The following is a 17,444-nucleotide window of genomic DNA, read 5'->3' on the forward strand; positions in this document are numbered from 1 at the left end:
CCCGGGCATTCCGGACCCAGGGCCGGACTCCAGCAAGTAAGAGATGGCCTAATCGGCGGTGGCCGTCGCCTCGATGCCCGCGATGAGGACATCGAGCGCGAGGCAGAAGTCACCCTCGGGCGGCCACCGAACGGTGCCCCCGCAGCCGTGCAGGAACTGCGACACGGCCAGGTGGGCGCCGGTCCGGTCGGCGTCCTCCAGACCGGTCGCGTCCAGCAGGCACTGCAGGTCGGCGTCGAAGGCCCGGGCGTGCGGGCCGATGTTCGGGTAGGCGGCGGTGAGCGGAGCCACCCAGGGATGGTCCGCCAGGACCCGCCGGTAGCCACGGGCCAGCCCCCGCAGCCGCCCCGGCCAGCCGTCGGGCTCGCCGGGGCAGGCCGGGGCCGCGAGTTCGCCCAGGGCACTGTCCAGGGCGAGTTCGAGCAGATCGTGCTTGGTGTCCACGTACCAGTACAGGGACATCGCGGTGACCCCGAGCCCGGCGGCCAGCCGCCGCATCGAGAACCGCGCCAGCCCCTCCGCGTCGAGCAGCCGCACCGTGGCGGCGGTGATCCGGTCCCGGTCGAGCCCGGAGGGCGCCTCGCTGCGGCGTCTCGCGGGTGCGGCAGGCGTCTCGGCCAGCCACACGCTGGACTGCACCGGGAGCGGATCACCGGAATCAGCCGCGCTCACCATGGAGGCACCCTCCTCACAACAGGTGGATCAGCCCGGAATGCCCGGTCCGCCCTCTTGATGCTAGGGGGTGTCCATCGGATGAGACCGGATCAGGAGGTTCCGGACACCGGGGCCGTCAGGTCGTAGAAGGTGGCGCCGCCGACCGTGGAGGCCTTGAAGGTGGCCTGGACCCAGCTCTCGATCTGGCTGCTCGTTCCACCGCCCCCGCGCATACCGCCCTCACCGGCCGCGGCATTGCCGCTGCTCTGCCCGATGAAGTAGTGGATCTTCCCTTCCCGTACGTACTTCTTGAACTGCTCCAGGGTCGGCGAGGGGTCACTGCCGTTGAAGCCGCCGAGCGCCATCACGGGCTCCCCCGAGGCCAGCTGGTAGCTCGCCGCGTTCTGCGAGCCGACCGCTGCCGCCGCCCAGGTGTACGTGTCGGCGTCGGCCTGCAGGGCCGCCTTCGCCTCGGCGCCGACCCGGGCGCCGTTCAACAGCCCGCCCATGCCGCCGCCCTGGCCCCCGGCGCCGCGCTCGAACCCACGCCCGCCGGCACCGCCCTGGCCCTGGGGCATGCCTCCCTGGCCGCCGGCACCGCCCGGCCCACCCGGCTGAGTGCCACCCTGCTGCGTGCCGCCCTGCTGCGTGCCACCCGGCGGGGTCCCGCCGGGCTGGCCGCCCTGACCGGCCGCCTGGCCGCCCTGACCAGCGGCACCACCGGCACCACCGGCACCACCGGGGCCATCCGCGGTCACCCCGCCGCCGGGACCGTAGCCGAGCACCATCGCCCCGCCCGCCCCGCCCGGCCCGCCCCGGCCGCCCGCCACCGCCGGTCCGGCGGTCACGATCGACCCGGTGTGCCCGGTGTTCACGGTGGTCATGCAGTACGCGAACGGCCCGGCCAGCGCCGCGCCCAGGCCGACCGCCGCCACCACCTGCAAGCCCCTGCGGCCCAGCCGCGCGGCGAACGGCAGCGCGGCCGCCACGAGCAGACCGGCCACCAGCACCGTCCAGCGCAGCCACGGCAGATATCCGGTGGCCCGGCCCAGCAGCACCCACGACCAGACCACCGTCAGGGCCAGCACCCCGGACAGGGTGAACACGGCCGCCCGGCCGCCCCGTTCCTCCCACAGCAGGGCCACGCCCATGCCGACCAGCGCGGCCACGAACGGCGCCAGCGCCACGGTGTAGTACTCGTGGAAGATGCCCTGCATGAAGCTGAACACCACCGCGGTGATCAGCAGCGCACCGCCCCAGGCCAGGAACGCCGCCCGGGCCATGCCCTCCAGCGAATCGGTGGCCCGGCGGGCCCGCCAGGTGACGACGAGGCCCACCACGAGCAGCACCAGGGCCGCCGGCAGCAGCCAGGAGATCTGGCCGCCGATGTTGCCCGCGAACAGCCGGTCGATGCCGGTCTCTCCCCAGCCGCCACCTCCGCCGCCGGCCCGCATGCCAGGCCCGCCCTCGGCCAGGCCGTAGGCCCCGGCCCCGCCGGCCCCGCTCGTCCGCGTACCGCCGCCGACGCTGCCGGTCTCATTGCCGTTGATCCGGCCCAGGCCGTTGTAACCGAGGGTCAGTTCCAGGAAGGAGTTGGTCTGCGAACCACCGATGTACGGGCGGGAGGCCGCAGGCCACAGCTCCACGATGGCCACCCACCAGCCTCCGGCCGCCATCATCGCGAGCCCGGACAGCATCAGCTGGCCCAGCCGCCTGCGCAGCCGGGTCGGCGCGCAGACCGCGTACAGCAGGGCGAGCGGCGGCAGGATGACGAAGGCCTGCAGGGTCTTGGTGAGGAAGGCGAATCCGACGGCGACCCCCGCCCACACCAGCCACGCGGTCCGGGCCCCGTCGAGGGCGCGCAGTACGCAGTAGACGGTGACGGTCAGCAGCAGGGTCAGCAGCGCGTCGGGGTTGTTGAAGCGGAACATCAGCGCGGCGACGGGCGTCAGCGCGAAGGCCGCACCACTGATCAGCGCCGCCCCGGGCCCGAACTGGCGGCGTACGGCGGCGTACAGCACGGCCGTCGTACCGACGCCCATCAGGGCCTGCGGGACCAGGATCTGCCAGGCGCCGAGCCCGAACAGCCGGACGGACAGCATCATCGGCCACAGTGCGGCCGGGGGCTTGTCGACGGTGATCGAGTTGCCCGCGTCGGAGGACCCGAAGAAGAAGGCCTTCCAGCTCTCGCTGCCCGCCTGTACCGCGGCGGAGTAGAAGGAGTTGGCGTAGCCGGAGGAGCCCAGGTCCCACAGCAGCAGTGCGGCGGTGGCGATCAGGAGCCCGGCAAGGGCGGGCCGTTCCCAGCGGGGCCGGTCGGCCGCGTGCCGGCCGGCATGCGCCCGGGCCTCGGGAACGGGGAACAGCGGAGGTGCTGCCGTGGTCATCGGATGTCGTCCTTCACAGGTGCGTCGCGCCGCTCGGGGAAGACCCAGGCGCGGAAGAGCAGGAACCGCAGCACGGTGGCGGCCAGGTTGGCGGTGATCAGCACGGCCAGTTCGGTGGCGTGCGCGGGATCGGCCGTGGCCGCTCCGAGGGCGGCGAGGGAGCCGCTGGTCAGCGCGAGCCCGATGGCGAACACCACGAGGCCCTGGGCCTGGTGGCGCACGGCCCGGTCCCGGCCGCGTACGCCGAAGGTGAGCCGGCGGTTCGCGGCGGTGTTGGCGACGGCGGAGAGCAGCAGCGCGGCGCCATTGGCGAGCTGCGGGCCGGTCCCGGCGCGGAAGGCGGAGTACAGCGCCAGGTAGAGCAGGGTGGACAGGGCCCCGACGGCGCAGAAGCCGAGGAGCTGGCTCCACCCCGGGCAGGGCCGCGCGGTCGCGCGGGTCATCGCCGAAGGGACGGGCGAGCCGGTCCAGCGGGAGCGCCCCGACGGCCAGCGCCCTGCCCACCCGCCAGACGCCCTTGAGGTCCTCGGTCGCGGTCCTGACGATGTGGACGGTGGAGTCGGGGTCGTCGACCCAGTCCACCGGGACCTCGTGGATCCGCAGCCCGGCCCGCTCGGCGAGCACGAGCATCTCGGTGTCGAAGAACCAACCCGAGTCCTCCACCAGCGGCAGCAGCCGCTCGGCGACATCCCGCCGTATGGCCTTGAAACCGCACTGGGCGTCACTGAAGCGGGCTGCGAGGGAAGAGCGCAGGAGGAGGTTGTAGGCCCGGGAGACGAACTCCCGCTTCGCCCCGCGCACCACCCGCGAGGAGCGGGCGAGGCGGGTGCCGATGGCGAGGTCGGAGTGGCCCGAGATCAGCGGGGCGACCAGCGGCAGCAGCGCGTTGAGGTCCGTGGAGAGGTCCACGTCCATGTACGCGAGGACGGGCGCGTCGGAGCCGGACCAGACGGTGCGCAGCGCCCTGCCCCGGCCCTTCTCCTCCAGCCGGGCGCTCCGCACGCCGTCCAGACTTCCCGCCAGCGCCGCCGCGACCTCGGGGGTGCGGTCGGTGCTCGCGTTGTCGGCGACGGTGATCCGGAACGGGTAGGGGAAGGTACGGGTGAGGTGCTCGTGCAGCCTGCGCACGCAGGGGCCGAGGTCCTTCTCCTCGTTGAAGACCGGGATCACCACGTCGAGGACGGGCAGGCCGGGCACGGGCGCGAGGGGCGCCCGGGCCGGAAGGGCCCCGGTAGAGGTGTCGGTTCGCATGGTCCGACACTCGCCGGACGCCCTGTCACCGAAGTGTGCTGAGCCTGTGCCCCGACTGTGAGTCCTCGACCGCTCCCTCGGGGGCGTGCGGCAGCAGGACCTCGAAGCAGGTCCGTCCGGGCTCGCTTCGTACGTCGACCCGCCCGCCGTGCGCGGTCACGACGGCCTGGACGATGGCGAGGCCGAGCCCGGTGGAGCCCGCCGCGCGGGAGCGCGAGGCGTCGCCGCGGGCGAAGCGCTCGAAGACGTGGGGGAGCAGTCCGGGCGCGATACCGGGCCCGTCGTCCTCGATCCGCAGCCGGACGGCGGATGTTTCACGTGAAACACGGGCCGTGACGGTGGTGCCGGGCGGGGTGTGCGTACGGGCGTTGGCGAGCAGGTTGACCAGCACCTGCTGGATCCGCGCCGGGTCGCCGCGCACGGGCGCCGGCTCCTGCGGCAGACACAATCGCCAGTGGTGCTCGGGCCCGGCCACGCGGGCATCGCTGACCGCGTCGACCACCAGCGGGGCCAGGTCGGTGGAAGTGTCCCCGGTGTCGAGCGGGCGGCCGGCATCGAGCCGGGCCAACAGCAGGAGGTCCTCGACCAGACCGGTCATCCGGGTGGCCTCGGACTCGATCCGGCCCAGGGCGTGCCGGGTGTCGGGGCCCGGCTCCTCCCGTCCCCTGCGGGTCAGTTCGGCATAACCGCGGATGGAGGCGAGGGGGGTGCGCAGCTCGTGGCTGGCGTCGGCGACGAACTGCCGGACCCGCATCTCGCTCTGCTGGCGGGCCGTGAGGGCGGAGGAGACGTGCCCCAGCATCCGGTTGAGGGCCGCGCCGACCTGGCCCACCTCCGTACGGGGATCGGCGTCGCGGACCCGCTCGTGCAGGGCGGGTTCGCCGCTGTGCAGGGGCAGTTCGGAGACCCGGGTGGCGGTGGCGGCGACCCGGCGCAGCGGCCGCAGGGCGACCCCGACGAGGGCCTGCCCGGCCAGGGACGCGGCGATCAGCCCGGCGAGCGTGACGCAGACCTCCACCGCGATCAGGGTCCGCACGGTGCGGTCGGTGTCGGCGAGCGGCACCCCGAGGGCGAGGCTGCCGTCGGGGGCGGTCAGCACCCGGTAGTCGCCGAGCCCGGGCAGCTCCAGCTCCACCGGCTCGGCCACGCCCTTCCCACCCCGCGTGGCCTCCGTGGCCTTGCGTGCGACTTCGGCGAGGGCCTCGCTCTGCTCCTCGGTCAGAGGCTGAGGGCGGTCGTACGAAGGCCCTTGGCCGAGGGTGTTGCGGTCGCCGACCCCCAGCACCTTGCCGTCGGAGTCGAGGCGGATCCCGGCTGCCCCCAGCGGGGTACCGGGGGCCCAGGGGAAACCGACGGCGCTCTCGCGGGCCGACTTGCCGAGGGGCCCCCGCAGGGCCATCTCCAGGGAGGTCCTCAGCTGCTTGTCGACCTGGTCGACCAGGTGCGAGCGCAGGGCGAGGGTGGTGACGGTCCCGATGGCAGCGCCCACCACTGCGATCAGCGCCACCGCCGAGACGACCAGCCGGGTCCGCAGCGACCAGGGCCGGCGGCGCGGCCGCTTCGGACGGACGGCCACTACTCGGCCGGCTTGATCAGGTATCCGGCGCCCCGCCGGGTGTGGATCAGCGGCGCGAGCCCAGGACCGCTCTCCAGCTTCCGGCGCAGGTAGGAGATGTACAGCTCGACCACGTTGGCCTGGCCGCCGAAGTCGTAGGACCACACGCGGTCCAGGATCTGCGCCTTGCTCAGCACCCGGCGCGGGTTGCGCATCAGGTACCGCAGCAGCTCGAACTCGGTGGCGGTCAGGTGGACCTCCAGCCCGTCCCGCACCACCTCGTGGCTGTCCTCGTCGAGCCGCAGATCGCCCACGACCAGCACGGAGCCGCCGCGCGCCGCCTGCGCCGCACCCGAACGCCGGACGAGCCCGCGCAGCCGGGCCACGACCTCCTCCAGGCTGAAGGGCTTGGTGACGTAGTCGTCGCCGCCCGCCGTGAGACCGGCGATGCGGTCCTCGACGGAGTCCTTGGCGGTCAGGAACAGCACGGGGACCTGCGGGATCTCCCGCCTCAGCCGTCCCAGCACGGCGAGCCCGTCCATGTCGGGGAGCATGATGTCGAGGACCACCACGTCCGGCCGGAACTCCTTCGCCGCCCGCACGGCTCCCGCCCCGTCGCCCGCGCTGCGGACCTCGCAGCCCTCGTAGCGCAGGGCCATGGACAGCAGCTCGGAGAGCGAGGCCTCGTCGTCGACGACGAGCACCCGGCAGGGCCCGCCGTCGGGCCGCACCAGGGCCGTGGGGCTGCCGGTGGACGTGGACGCGTGGGAGGCGGTCGTCGCAGTCATGTGCCCACGCTGTCCCGGGCCTCTGAGAGCGTTCTTGCCCCTTCCTGTGAATCTCCTGAGAAACGCGCGCTCGCACCACCGCTCCTCCGCGCATCGGCCACCCGGCCCACACCGGGATCGCCGCTTCCCCCGGGCCGTCCTAGATTTCGGCGAAGGCGCGGGATTCCTCCCGCTTTTCACCGAAAGGCCTGCCTGTATGACTCGCCGTTGGCTCACATCCGCTGCGTGCGCGCTCGCGCTCCTCGTCCCGGGGTCACTCGCCACGGCCTCGGCAGCCGAGGCCCCGGCCCCCCTGCGGGTCCTCACGCGCAACCTCTACCTGGGCGCCGACCTCGCACCCATCCTCGCCGCCACCAACGTCCCGGCCCTCATCAACGCGGTCACCACGGCGTACGCCAACGTCCAGGCGACGAACTTCCCCGAGCGCGCCGAGGCACTCGCCGACGAGATCGCCGACAGCGACCCCCACGTCGTGGGCCTGCAGGAAGCCGTCCTGTGGAGCAGCCAGACCCCCGCCGGGCCGGGCCCCGCCGACCGCAAGGAGTACGACTTCCTGGAGATCCTCCTCGACAAGCTCTCCGCCCGGGGCAAGCACTACCGGATCGTGGACACCGTCACCGTCGGCAGCGACTTCGAGGCCCCACGACGCGTGAACGGCAACCTGCAGGACATCCGGCTCACCGACCGCGACGTGCTCCTCGCCCGGACCGACCTGCCCGCACACGTCTTCTCCGTGGCCAACGCGCAGCACGCGCAGTTCCCGAGCTTCGTGTCCTTCTGCCACCCCACGCTCGGCTGCCAGGTCCGCATCCCGGTCAAGCGCGGCTGGGTCGCGGCCGACGTCACCGTCCGCGGCCACACCGCGCGGGTGGTCACCACCCATCTCGAACCCGCCTCCCCCACCACCCAGGAGGCACAGACCGCCGAACTCCTCGCCGGCCCGTTGAACACCACGCTCCCCACCGTCCTGCTCGGCGACCTCAACTCGGCCGCCGGCGGAGTCGGCGCCACACCGGGCAGCGCCACCCAGAGCTACAACCACCTCCTGGCCGCCGGCTTCAGCGACGTCTGGACCGCCACCCGCCAACGCAACCCCGGCTTCACTTGCTGCCAGGACCCCGCACTGGACAACGCCGTCTCGACCCTCACGCGGCGGATCGACTACGTGCTCTTCCGCGGCAACATCAAGGCGCGGACGGCCCATCGGCTGGGCGCCGCACCGGCCGACCGGACCCCGTCGGGCCTGTGGCCGTCCGACCACGCGGGCGTCAGGAGCGTGCTCCTGCTGCGCTGACGCGCGGCCGGCGGACCTAGCCGTCGAGCCGGAACAGGCGGGCCCCGTTGTCGTGACAGACGGCCCGCAACCAGTCGTCGCCCAGGCCGAGCCGTTCGAGCGCGAAGAGCTGGTGGTCGTAGGGGTAGGGGATGTTCGGGAAGTCCGTGCCGAGCAAGATCCTGTCGCCGAGGTCCGACAGCCTTCCGAGGTCACCGGCCGGGAAGCCGCTGAACTGCTCCGAGAAGTCCGTGAAGGCCATGGTGGTGTCCAGGCGCACTTCGGAATACCGGTCGGCGAGGTCGAGGAAGTCGACGTACTCGGGCATGCCCATGTGGGCGACGATCAGCGGCAGCCGCGGGTGGCGGGCCAGCAGCCGGGCGATCGGCTCGGGTCCGGTGTGCTTGCCCGGGACGGGTCCCGAGCCGCAGTGGACCACGGTCGGGATCCCGGCCTCGGCCAGCAGCCCCCACACCGGATCCAGCCGGTCGTCGTTCGGGTCGTACCCGCCGACCTGGAGGTGCGCCTTGAAGATCCGCGCCCCGGCCTCGACCGCCTGACGGACGTACGGGGCCACGCCCTCCTCCGGGAAGAACGTCGCGGTGTGCAGGCACTCGGGCGTCCGGGCGGCGAAGTCGGCGGACCACGCGTTGAGCCAGGCGGCCATCGCCGGCTTGTGCGGGTACAGCATCGCGGTGAAGGCCCGGACCCCGAACTCCCGGAGCAGCGCCACCCGCTGCTCCTCCTCGTGCCGGTAGGTGATGGGCCACTCGACGCCGGTCAGCGGGCCGACCGCGTCGAAGTACTCCCACACCTTGTCCAGGACCCGCTCGGGCATGAAGTGCGTGTGCACGTCGACCAGTCCGGGCAGCCCGAGCCGCTCCCGAAAGGCGCGGACCGCCTCAGGCGTTGCGGTCAAAGCCCTGACTCCGCTCGACGGTCGCGACGTGCAGGGTGTAGCTCTCGTACCACTCGGCGCGGCCCTGCTTCATGGCCGCCTGGTGCTCCAGGTCCTGGCGCCAGACGCCCAGCGACGCGTGGTCACGGAAGTACGCCACGGTGATCCCGAGCCCTCCCGGGGTCCGCGCGGACTCGTAGCCGAGGAAGCCGGGATTCTCCCGGACGATCTCGTTCATCCGGGCGAGGGTCTCCGGATATCCACTCGCGTCTTCGGTACGGACATTGCTGAAAACGGCCATGACGTAGGGCGGTTCAAAGGCCGGTACTGGCTGAATGGTCATGCCCACCACCCTCGGCGGATCCCCCCTGGCATGTCCACCGGAAACAGCCCCGGAAGCCCAAAGGGATCCAAGTTTTGACCAAGCCCACCCGCGCCCCGAACCGGCCCCTCAGAACAACCCGTCCTGCTCGGCGCCGAGATCACCAGCGCCCGCAACCTCCGCCACCGGTACCACCACCCCCGCTTCGACCTCGGCCTCGACCTCGACCTGCGGGGCGACGAGCTCCCATCCGGCCAGCAGCCGGGTGTCCACCACGAGCCCGTCCGCAAGGTGCAGATCGGGCCCGGCCGCTCCCACCAGCCTCCCCACAACGGCCCCACCGGGCACCATCGCCGTGATCACCCGAGCCGGCGCGGGCAACCCGGCCCACCCGTCCAGCCCGAACACCCCTGCGTGGTCGGCGACTTCACACTCCACCCGCTCCAGCGAATCCGGCCACCCCGCCAGCGCCACCGCCCGGGCGTGCAACTCGGCGACGTCCAGAGCCCGCTCGGACGCCGGAGCCAAGTGCGCCCGCACGCCACGCTTGCGCGCGTACGCGATCCGGTCGGGCACTCCGAGCGCCGCCTTCAGCAGCTCCTCGGTGCGCCGGGCGGCCATCAGCGGCCCCCGCCCCAGCCAGGCCCAGGTCACCGCCCCCTGCTCCAGCAGCCGGGCCGAGCCCCTCTCTTCGGCGGTGATGCCGACCTTGACCAGGCCGGGCCCGAACCAGGCCAGGTAGACCCGGTAGGTGCGCGGATCGGCCACATTGGTGTCGGCCGCCACCGAGAACGACCGGTCGAGACGGGCGCACTCGGGACACTGCGCGTTCCCCGCACGCCCCGGCACGATGGCGGCGGTGGGGCACATCGTCCGCTTCCCGGCCCGCCGCACACCGAGGCAGTGCCGCTCCCCACGTGCGACGAAGGCCAGCCGCTGCCCGTACACGAGCCCGCTCACCCGCTCGCCGCGCCCCTCCCCGTACCACCCGATGGCCGGGCGGCCGTCGCTCCACCGCATCCCGGTGCACCACCAGGTCACAGCGGGAGCGGCCGCTCGAAGAAGGTCTCCAGGACGACGGTAGCGTGCGTACCGCTGACCCCCTCGATGCCGTAGAGACGTCGCAGAACGTCCTGCAGCCCCTCGGTCGAAGCCGTGCGCACCTTGACCATCACCGAAGCGCTGCCCGCGATGATGTGCGCCTCCTGGATCTCGGGGATCGCCTCGAAGTCCGGGCCGGACTCACCCATCCAGGCGTTGGAGTCGACCAACACGTAGGCGAGGACCCCGCTACCGACCGCGCCCGGGTCGACTTCGATGGTGGTCCGCCGGATCACCCCGCGCTCGCGCAGCTTGCGGACCCGCTCGTGGGTCGCCCCCGCCGACAGCCCGACCGCCGTGCCGAGTGCGGCGTACGACTGCCCCGCGTCCTCCTGCAGGCGCAGGAGGAGCGCCCGGTCGATGTCGTCCACGCGATCTTCCTCTCATGGACCCGTCGGCCCTTGCGAAGACGGTACCTGATCCGGCAATCTCAACATCACGCCGAACAAAATTCGGCATCTCAACTACAGGGAGAATCATGTCTGCCATAGCCGACCTCACCTTGTACGAAATCCTGGACGACCGCTTCCGGACCGGCCGCTGCGCCAACGGCGACGCGCGACTGGAGCGGCTCTACGACGACTGCCGCTGGGCCGAAGGCCCGCTGTACCTCCCGGCCTGGCGACAGCTGGTGTGGAGCGACATCCCGAACGACCGGATGCTGCGCTGGGACGAGGCCACCGGCGCGGTCTCCGTCTTCCGTTCCCCAGCCGGCCACTCCAACGGCAACACCCTCGACCGTGAAGGCCGCCTGATCACCTGCGAGCAGGGCAACCGCCGCGTCACCCGCACCGAGCCGGACGGCAGGCTCACCGTGATCGCCGACCGCTATGACGGCAAGCGGCTGAACAGCCCCAACGACTCGGTCGTCCGCTCTGACGGCTCCATCTGGTTCTCCGACCCGGACTTCGGCATCACCAACGACTACGAGGGCCACCGGGCGCCGAGCGAGATCGGCGCCTGCAACCTCTACCGCGCGGACCCCGCGACCGGATCCGTCCGCATGGTGGCCGACGGCTTCCTCGGCCCCAACGGCCTCGTCTTCTCCCCGGACGAGAGCGAGCTGTACGCCGCCGACACCCGCGCCGGCCACATCCGCGCCTTCAAGGTCACCGACGACGGCACCCTCACCGACGACCGCGTCTTCACCACGTGCTCGCGCCCCGACAACATCCGCTTCGACGACGAGGGCCGGCTGTGGGCGGCCGCGATGGAGGACGGCGTCCACTGCTACGCCGCGGACGGCACCCTGATCGGTCGCATCCGCGTCCCCGAGCCGGTCTCGAACCTCACCTTCGGCGGCCCGAAGAACAACCGCGTCTTCATCACGGCCACCACCTCCCTCTACTCGATGGTGATGTCCGTGACCGGCCTCCCGCGGGTCCTCTGAGGGCTACCGGGCGACGAACTGGGTCAGGATCGCCTGCACCTCATAGATGTCGACGCCCTTAGTGAAGGTCTTCTCAATCGGCGTCGAGGTGCCGGATATCCATATCTTCAGCTCGGCGTCGAGATCGAAGTGCCCTGCGGTCTCCACGGCGAAGTGCGTGATGCTCCGGTAGGGGATGGAGTGGTACTCCACCTTCTTCCCCGTGAGCCCCTGCTTGTCAACGAGCACCAGCCGCCGATCGGTGAACAGGATCGTGTCCCTGATCAGCAGGTAGGCGGCGTGCACCTGCTCCCCCTGCCCCAGCAGCCGCGCGTAGTCCCGCTGCGCCGACACCGGGTCGACCGTGTGCGCATTCCCGAACAGTCCCATGAGAGCCCCCGCTTCCAGCTTCGAACGATCTCCAAAACCGTACCGAGCCCGACGCGCAGCCCGCGTCACCCTCCAGAGCCATCCCACCCCTGACTACCTACGGGGGACACCCTCCCCACCAAGGAGGAGACCCTGGCCGACCCAGCCCCGGGCCACGCACTACGCCCTCCGCGGCACCGTTCCCCTTGCCCCCTGAGCCCGGGCACAACGACAGAGGCCCCGGACTTTCGTCCGGGGCCTCTGGCCTGCTGTGCACTCGGCAGGATTCGAACCTGCAACCTTCTGATCCGTAGTCAGATGCTCTATCCGTTAAGCTACGAGTGCTTGGGCTTCCCGGGGTTTTGCGCCCCGTTGGCCTTGCGAGAACAACAATACATGGACCTCGCCGGGACGCGAAATCCATTACCCAAACCACCTCTGACCTGCGGAAACGAGCCGGATGAAGATCATCCGCTTGGGTTGACGCAGGGGGTGGAGTGGGCCGATTTGCCCCGGAACGCATCGAAGCCCCGGTCCGTCAGGACCGGGGCTTCGATGAGGTGCGGAGGCGGAGGGATTTGAACCCTCGATGGACCGTAAAGCCCAAACCGCATTAGCAGTGCGGCGCCATAGACCGGACTAGGCGACGCCTCCAGCACACCCCCGCGTACGAGGGTGCGTGCAGATGATGACACAGGCGCAGGGCCCCTCACCAATCCGCTCCCAAGGTACTAGGACCTGCGGCCGAAGAGCAAAGGCTTAAGACAGCGCGGCCCGAGCCGTCCGCGCGCATCGGCACGCAACGTAGGAGCGCCCCGGTCGTTGGTCAGGCGTACGACGTACGGACGACCTGGAGTGCCCCATGCTGCGACTCGCCGCCTTCGCCGTCACCTCCGCCCTGGCCGCCGCGGCCGCCGGACCACTGCCACCACTGCCGCTCGGGCGGCTGCTGTCCGGCCCGGACCACCTCACCATCGCCATGGCCGACACCGGCAACCGCCGGCTGGACCGGGAGTACGTGCTCGAATGCGACCCCGTCGGCGGCGACCACCCCTGGAGGGAGCAGGCCTGCGCGAAGCTCCACCAGCTCGCCGCCGAGGGCCGCAACCCCTTCGCTCCCGTCTCCAAGCGGCAGATCTGCAGCATGAAGTACGGGGGCCCGGCCACCGCCCGGATCACCGGCACCTGGCAGGGGCACAAAGTGGACGCGACCTTCCGTCGGACGGACGGCTGCGAAATCAGCCGTTGGGACGAGTTGGAACCTCTGCTTCCGAGTGGGCGTTCCTGACCTGGGAGGATGCGCGGAGCGGGCGGTATCCACCGCACTTCGGCCACCCCATCGCGGGGCTGTGGCCTTAGACTCCTCCCGTGACATGCCGGTAGTTGTGGTCAGGGAGGAAGCTCGTCGTGAGCAGCAGGCCATCCCGAGGCGCTGCTCGCCTCGCAGCAATACTCGACGCTCTTCCGGACGCGCTGTTGCTCGTCAACGCCAACGGCACGGTCGTCAACGCCAATTCGATCGCCCTCGAGGTCATGGAGAGCCCCGGAACCGGGCTCGTCGGCCGGGGCGTGCTCGACCTCCTGCCCGAGTTCGACTCCAAGCTGATCCCCGGCTCCATGCGCCGGCCCGGCGAGGACGAAGGCGGCCGCGCCACACCCAAACGGATGATCGCGCGCCGCACCGACGGCTCCGAGTTCCCCGTCGAGGTCACCGCAGCCCACCTCGACGGACGTGACGCCTACCGCGAGCCGCAACCCGGCTACACCGGCGACGAACTGCTGATGCTCGTCGTACGGGACCTCGCGGAGACCGTGGACACCGAGGCCGAGCTGGCCCGCTCCCAGCGGCAGACCGAGATGATCCTGCGCGCGGCCGCCGAGGGCGTCGTCGGCACCGACACCGACGGGCGGGTGGTGCTGGTCAATCCCGCCGCCGCCCAGATCCTCGGCTACCGGGCCACCGACCTCGGCAACCGCGAACTGCACGGCCTGGTCCAGCACTCGCGCGCCGACGGCTCGCCGTTCCCCTTCGACGAGTCCCCGCTCGCCGACACCCTGCGCAGCGGCCGCAAGCACCGCGTACGCGGGCAGGTGCTGTGGAACAAGGCCGGCCAGCCGGTCGCCGTCGACCTGACCACCTCCCCCGTGCGGGACGGTGAGCAGCTCGTCGGCGCCGTCATGACCTTCACCGACCGGCGGCCCTACGACGCCCTCGCCGCGCGGCACGCGCAGTTGCTGGCCGTCCTCGGCGAATCGCTGCGCGGGCCCCTGGACGAGCTCCGCGGGGAGCTGGCCACGCTGGCGGCCGACGACGCCGGGCAGCTCTGGCCCGAGGCCAACCAGCTGCTGCACCACCTGGCAGCCGGGTACTCACGGATGACCACGCTCGTGGACAACGTGCTCGGCTATCAGCGCCTGGACTCGGGCAGCGACAGGCTCAGCAAGAAGAAGGTCCTGATCAACGACGTCGTCAAGGCCGGCGTCGACGGCGCGGTCGAGCTGATCGGACCTGGCCGCGCGCAGTTCGCCGTGCACGCGCCGACGATCGAGGCCGAGGTGGACGCGGAGCGCGTCGCGACCGCCCTCGCCCATCTGGTCGCGGACGTCGCCGGGGTCGACGCCACCGGCAAGACCCGCCAGGGCAGCGGGTACAGCGACTCGACGATCGTGGTGGCCGCCGCGCAGCGCGGTGACGTCGTACGGATCGAGGTCCGCGGGCCGTACGAGGGCGGGAACCCCGTCCATGAGCCGATCGTGCGGGGCATCGTGGCCGCGCACGGAGGCGTGCTCCAGACCGTGGAGGTTCCGGGCGCGCCCGGAGGGGCCTACGTGCTGGAGCTCCCCCTGGGTTCGGGAGCCGGGACGGTGACCCTGCCGGAGCCGGCTGAGGAGCCCTCCGCCGGCCCTGCCGCGGACGGCTCCGGGACGGCCGGGGACGCGGCCCCCGGGAAGGTCTCCGGCGGGCGCCGGGGCCGGCGCGGCGTGGACGCCTTCCTGGAGGACGAGACGGCGGGCCCCGAAGCCGCGCAGGCCGACCGGGTCGGGGGCGCGCTGGCGCTGCCGTCCGGGCGGCGGCGCGCGGGCGAAGCCGACGCGGGGCCGGAGCTCGCACAGTCCCCGGTGAACCCGGCCGGACTCGGCACCGGCCGCAGGCGCGGCCGGGCCGGCGACGTCAGCGGCGGGACCGACATCGAGGGCCGGGGCACGCCCGGGGGCATCGGGGGGCCCGACGGCTTCGGAGGCCAGGGCGGCCCCGCCGCCATCGCAGGGCCCGCTTCCATCGCAGGGCCCGGCGGCATCGGGGCCCAGAGCGGGCCCGGCGCCCTCAGGGGCCAGGGCGGGCCTGGCGGCATCGGAGCACCGGGCGGACCCGGCGGGTCCGAGCAGCCTGTCCCGCCGCAGGGCACTGGTGTGCCCGCGCTGCCGGCCGTTCCCCCGGTCCCGGTGACCGAGCACCCCGCCGGGCGGCGCCGCGCGCTGGGTCCGGCCGGGCCCGCGCAGCCCGGCGGTCCCGTGCCCGCGACCGGGCTCGGCCCGACGCCCGCTCCCACCCGGCCCATCGCCCCCGAGGGCGGTTTCGCACTGCCCGCCGGACCGACGCCGGCCCCCTCCGCTCCGCAGACCCCCGCGATGGCTGGCCCGGCCCCCGCTCCCGCCGAGGCCGACGCCGACGCCCCCGGCGGTCGGCGCGGGCGCCGGGTGCTGGGCGCGCCCTCCGCCGACCCCGAAGCCCCCGCCGCGCAGGCCGCCGCGGGCGCGGAGGAGCCCGTACCACCGACCGGGCGGCGGCGTGCGCTGTCCGCCGCTCCGGCATGGCCGCTCCCGGCGGCCCGGACCGCCCCCGAGGACGGCGAGTCGGGCCAGGTCGCGCTGCCCGCGGCCCGGCAGCCGCAGGACACCCCCGTGGAGGGCCAGGCCGGGGAGCCGATCAGCGTGCGCGCCCTCGGCACCCTCGGCCAGGGCATCTCCGTCGATACCACCGGCACCGGCTCGGGTTCCGGCCGTCGGCGCCGGCTCGCCGAGCCCGCTCCGCAGGGACGGGCCTTCGCCATAGGGGCCCCGGAGGCAGGCTCCGACGAGGGCCCCGAGCCGCTGGACGGCCCGGGCGGCGCCGTCGAGGTGGTCAACCGCCCCGTGCCCGTACCGGTGGACGACGAGCTGCCGCCGGAGCCCCTGGACAACCCGCGCCGCCTCCTGGTGTGGCCCGCCCCCGACGTGCAGACGCAGCAGGCGCTCAGCGACCGCGGCTACCGCCCGGTGATCGTGCACTCCCGCGAGGAGGTGGACGCGCAGATCGCGGCGTTCCCCGCCGCGCTGTTCGTGGACCCGCTGACCGGGCCGATCACCCGCACCGCCCTGCAGTCCCTGCGCCAGGCCGCGGTGGCCGCCGAGGTGCCCGTGCTGGTCACGGCAGGGCTGGGGCACGCCACGCGCGAGGCGGCGTACGGCGCCGATCCGGCCGTGCTGCTCAAGGCGCTGGCGCCGAGGGACAGCGAGCAGCACCCCTCCCGGGTGCTGCTGATCGAGGAACGCGACGAGATCGCGACGGCACTCACCGCCGCCCTGGAGCGGCGCGGGCTCCAGGTCGCCCGGGCGGGCGCCGACACCGACGCGGTGGAAACGGCGACGCGGATGCGACCCAACCTGGTCGTCATGGACCTGATGCAGGTGCGCCGCCGCCGGGCCGGGATCGTGGACTGGCTGCGCGCCAACGGGCAGTTGAACCGCACCCCGCTGGTCGTCTACACGGCGACGGGCATCGATCCGGCGGAGCTGCCGAAGCTGGCTTCCGGGGAGAGCGTGCTCTTCCTCGCCGAGCGGGCCACCACGACGGACGTGCAGGGTCGCATCGTGGACCTACTGGCCAAGATCGGCACCAACTAGTCATCCTGGCCCGATGGCCATCTTCGACACGACCGAGCAGAGCGTCCCCGCCGACAACGGGGAGGTGAATCTGCTCATCGCCCGGCAGGTGGAGCCCGGGTACGAGGAGACCTTTGAGGCCTGGGCCCACGGCATCCTGGAGACGGCCGCGAGCTTCCCGGACCACCTCGGGTACGGGCTCTTCCGCCCCGCGACCGAGGGCGGGCCCTGGTTCCTGGTCCACCGCTTCCGCAACCAGGCCGCGTTCCAGCGCTGGCAGGACTCGCCCGAGCGGGCCCAGTGGTTCTCCAACTGCCTCGGCCACCACCACACCGAGATAGCCCGCCGGGAACTGCACGGCATGGAGACCTGGTTCGCCAAGCCGGGTACGACCCGGCCCGCGCCGCCGAGGTGGAAGATGGTGATCAGCTCGGGGCTGGCCATCTTCCCCATCTCGCTCATCGGCAACGCGGTGCTCGGGCCGTACCTGGTGGATCTGCACTTCGTGCTGCGCACGGCAGCCTTCGCCGTCGTGTTCAGCACCCTGATGACCTACGTCGCCATGCCCGGCATCAGCAAGCTGCTGCGGCCGTGGCTCACCAAGGGGTGACGCA

General features: G+C 72.6%; 14 protein-coding genes, 2 tRNA genes and 1 pseudogene. 5 read left to right on the forward strand and 12 right to left on the reverse strand.

Annotated elements, in window-relative coordinates; genetic code table 11:
* Nucleotides 1-48: 48 nt before the first annotated feature.
* From OG625_RS18500 to OG625_RS18520, 5 genes and pseudogenes are all read right to left on the reverse strand, one after another.
* Nucleotides 49-675 (reverse strand): TetR/AcrR family transcriptional regulator, encoded by a 627-nt coding sequence (locus OG625_RS18500; protein ID WP_329382023.1) that lies wholly within the window; start codon nucleotides 673-675, stop codon nucleotides 49-51.
* Nucleotides 676-764: 89 nt separating this feature from the next.
* Nucleotides 765-3,041, reverse strand: a complete 2,277-nt coding sequence (locus tag OG625_RS18505; protein ID WP_329382026.1) for an ArnT family glycosyltransferase — start codon at nucleotides 3,039-3,041, stop codon at nucleotides 765-767.
* Nucleotides 3,038-4,292, reverse strand: a pseudogene (locus OG625_RS18510) (glycosyltransferase). The gene OG625_RS18505 and the pseudogene OG625_RS18510 overlap by 4 nt, the downstream one beginning before the upstream one ends.
* A gap of 25 nt (nucleotides 4,293-4,317) precedes the next feature.
* Nucleotides 4,318-5,868 (reverse strand): sensor histidine kinase, encoded by a 1,551-nt coding sequence (locus OG625_RS18515; protein WP_329382029.1) that lies wholly within the window; start codon nucleotides 5,866-5,868, stop codon nucleotides 4,318-4,320.
* Nucleotides 5,868-6,635 (reverse strand): response regulator transcription factor, encoded by a 768-nt coding sequence (locus OG625_RS18520; RefSeq protein ID WP_329382032.1) that lies wholly within the window; start codon nucleotides 6,633-6,635, stop codon nucleotides 5,868-5,870. Before OG625_RS18520 ends, OG625_RS18515 begins: the two co-directional genes overlap by 1 nt.
* Before the next feature lie 196 nt (nucleotides 6,636-6,831).
* On the opposite strand from OG625_RS18520, the gene OG625_RS18525 reads away from it, so the two are divergent.
* Nucleotides 6,832-7,929, forward strand: coding sequence for an endonuclease/exonuclease/phosphatase family protein (locus OG625_RS18525; protein WP_329382036.1), 1,098 nt, complete (start codon nucleotides 6,832-6,834; stop codon nucleotides 7,927-7,929).
* A 16-nt stretch (nucleotides 7,930-7,945) separates the two neighbouring features.
* Here the strand turns inward: OG625_RS18525 and OG625_RS18530 are convergent, their stop codons facing one another.
* The 4 genes from OG625_RS18530 to OG625_RS18545 form a co-directional block, all read right to left on the reverse strand.
* The gene (locus tag OG625_RS18530; RefSeq protein ID WP_329382039.1) at nucleotides 7,946-8,827 is read right to left on the reverse strand and encodes an amidohydrolase family protein; all 882 of its coding nucleotides are present in this window, start codon (nucleotides 8,825-8,827) and stop codon (nucleotides 7,946-7,948) included.
* Nucleotides 8,811-9,149, reverse strand: coding sequence for an antibiotic biosynthesis monooxygenase family protein (locus OG625_RS18535; RefSeq protein WP_329382042.1), 339 nt, complete (start codon nucleotides 9,147-9,149; stop codon nucleotides 8,811-8,813). The genes OG625_RS18530 and OG625_RS18535 overlap by 17 nt, the downstream gene beginning before the upstream one ends.
* Before the next feature lie 108 nt (nucleotides 9,150-9,257).
* Nucleotides 9,258-10,148, reverse strand: a complete 891-nt coding sequence (locus tag OG625_RS18540) for a DUF2797 domain-containing protein (protein ID WP_329382045.1) — start codon at nucleotides 10,146-10,148, stop codon at nucleotides 9,258-9,260.
* A gap of 17 nt (nucleotides 10,149-10,165) precedes the next feature.
* Nucleotides 10,166-10,600, reverse strand: a complete 435-nt coding sequence (locus tag OG625_RS18545; protein WP_329382048.1) for an Lrp/AsnC family transcriptional regulator — start codon at nucleotides 10,598-10,600, stop codon at nucleotides 10,166-10,168.
* A gap of 107 nt (nucleotides 10,601-10,707) precedes the next feature.
* On the opposite strand from OG625_RS18545, the gene OG625_RS18550 reads away from it, so the two are divergent.
* Entirely contained in the window at nucleotides 10,708-11,619 is a 912-nt protein-coding gene (locus OG625_RS18550) for an SMP-30/gluconolactonase/LRE family protein (RefSeq protein ID WP_329382051.1), read from the forward strand.
* Nucleotides 11,620-11,622: 3 nt separating this feature from the next.
* Here OG625_RS18550 and OG625_RS18555 read toward each other — a convergent pair whose 3' ends face one another.
* The 3 genes from OG625_RS18555 to OG625_RS18565 all read right to left on the reverse strand — a co-directional run bounded on the left by OG625_RS18555 (nucleotide 11,623) and on the right by OG625_RS18565 (nucleotide 12,621).
* Nucleotides 11,623-11,988, reverse strand: coding sequence for a PH domain-containing protein (locus tag OG625_RS18555; protein WP_329382054.1), 366 nt, complete (start codon nucleotides 11,986-11,988; stop codon nucleotides 11,623-11,625).
* Between the two features lie 251 nt (nucleotides 11,989-12,239).
* Nucleotides 12,240-12,312, reverse strand: a tRNA-Arg gene (locus OG625_RS18560).
* Nucleotides 12,313-12,530: 218 nt separating this feature from the next.
* A tRNA-Ser gene (locus tag OG625_RS18565) sits at nucleotides 12,531-12,621 on the reverse strand.
* Between the two features lie 208 nt (nucleotides 12,622-12,829).
* Between OG625_RS18565 and OG625_RS18570 the strand changes: the two genes are divergently transcribed.
* The 3 genes from OG625_RS18570 to OG625_RS18580 all read left to right on the forward strand — a co-directional run bounded on the left by OG625_RS18570 (nucleotide 12,830) and on the right by OG625_RS18580 (nucleotide 17,440).
* Entirely contained in the window at nucleotides 12,830-13,255 is a 426-nt protein-coding gene (locus OG625_RS18570; protein ID WP_329382057.1) for an SSI family serine proteinase inhibitor, read from the forward strand.
* A gap of 119 nt (nucleotides 13,256-13,374) precedes the next feature.
* The gene (locus OG625_RS18575; protein ID WP_329382060.1) at nucleotides 13,375-16,851 is read left to right on the forward strand and encodes a response regulator; all 3,477 of its coding nucleotides are present in this window, start codon (nucleotides 13,375-13,377) and stop codon (nucleotides 16,849-16,851) included.
* Nucleotides 16,852-16,864: 13 nt separating this feature from the next.
* Nucleotides 16,865-17,440, forward strand: coding sequence for an antibiotic biosynthesis monooxygenase (locus OG625_RS18580; protein WP_329382063.1), 576 nt, complete (start codon nucleotides 16,865-16,867; stop codon nucleotides 17,438-17,440).
* Nucleotides 17,441-17,444: the final 4 nt, after the last annotated feature.

It is taken from the genome of Streptomyces sp. NBC_01351, assembly GCF_036237315.1.
Lineage (GTDB): Bacteria > Actinomycetota > Actinomycetes > Streptomycetales > Streptomycetaceae > Streptomyces.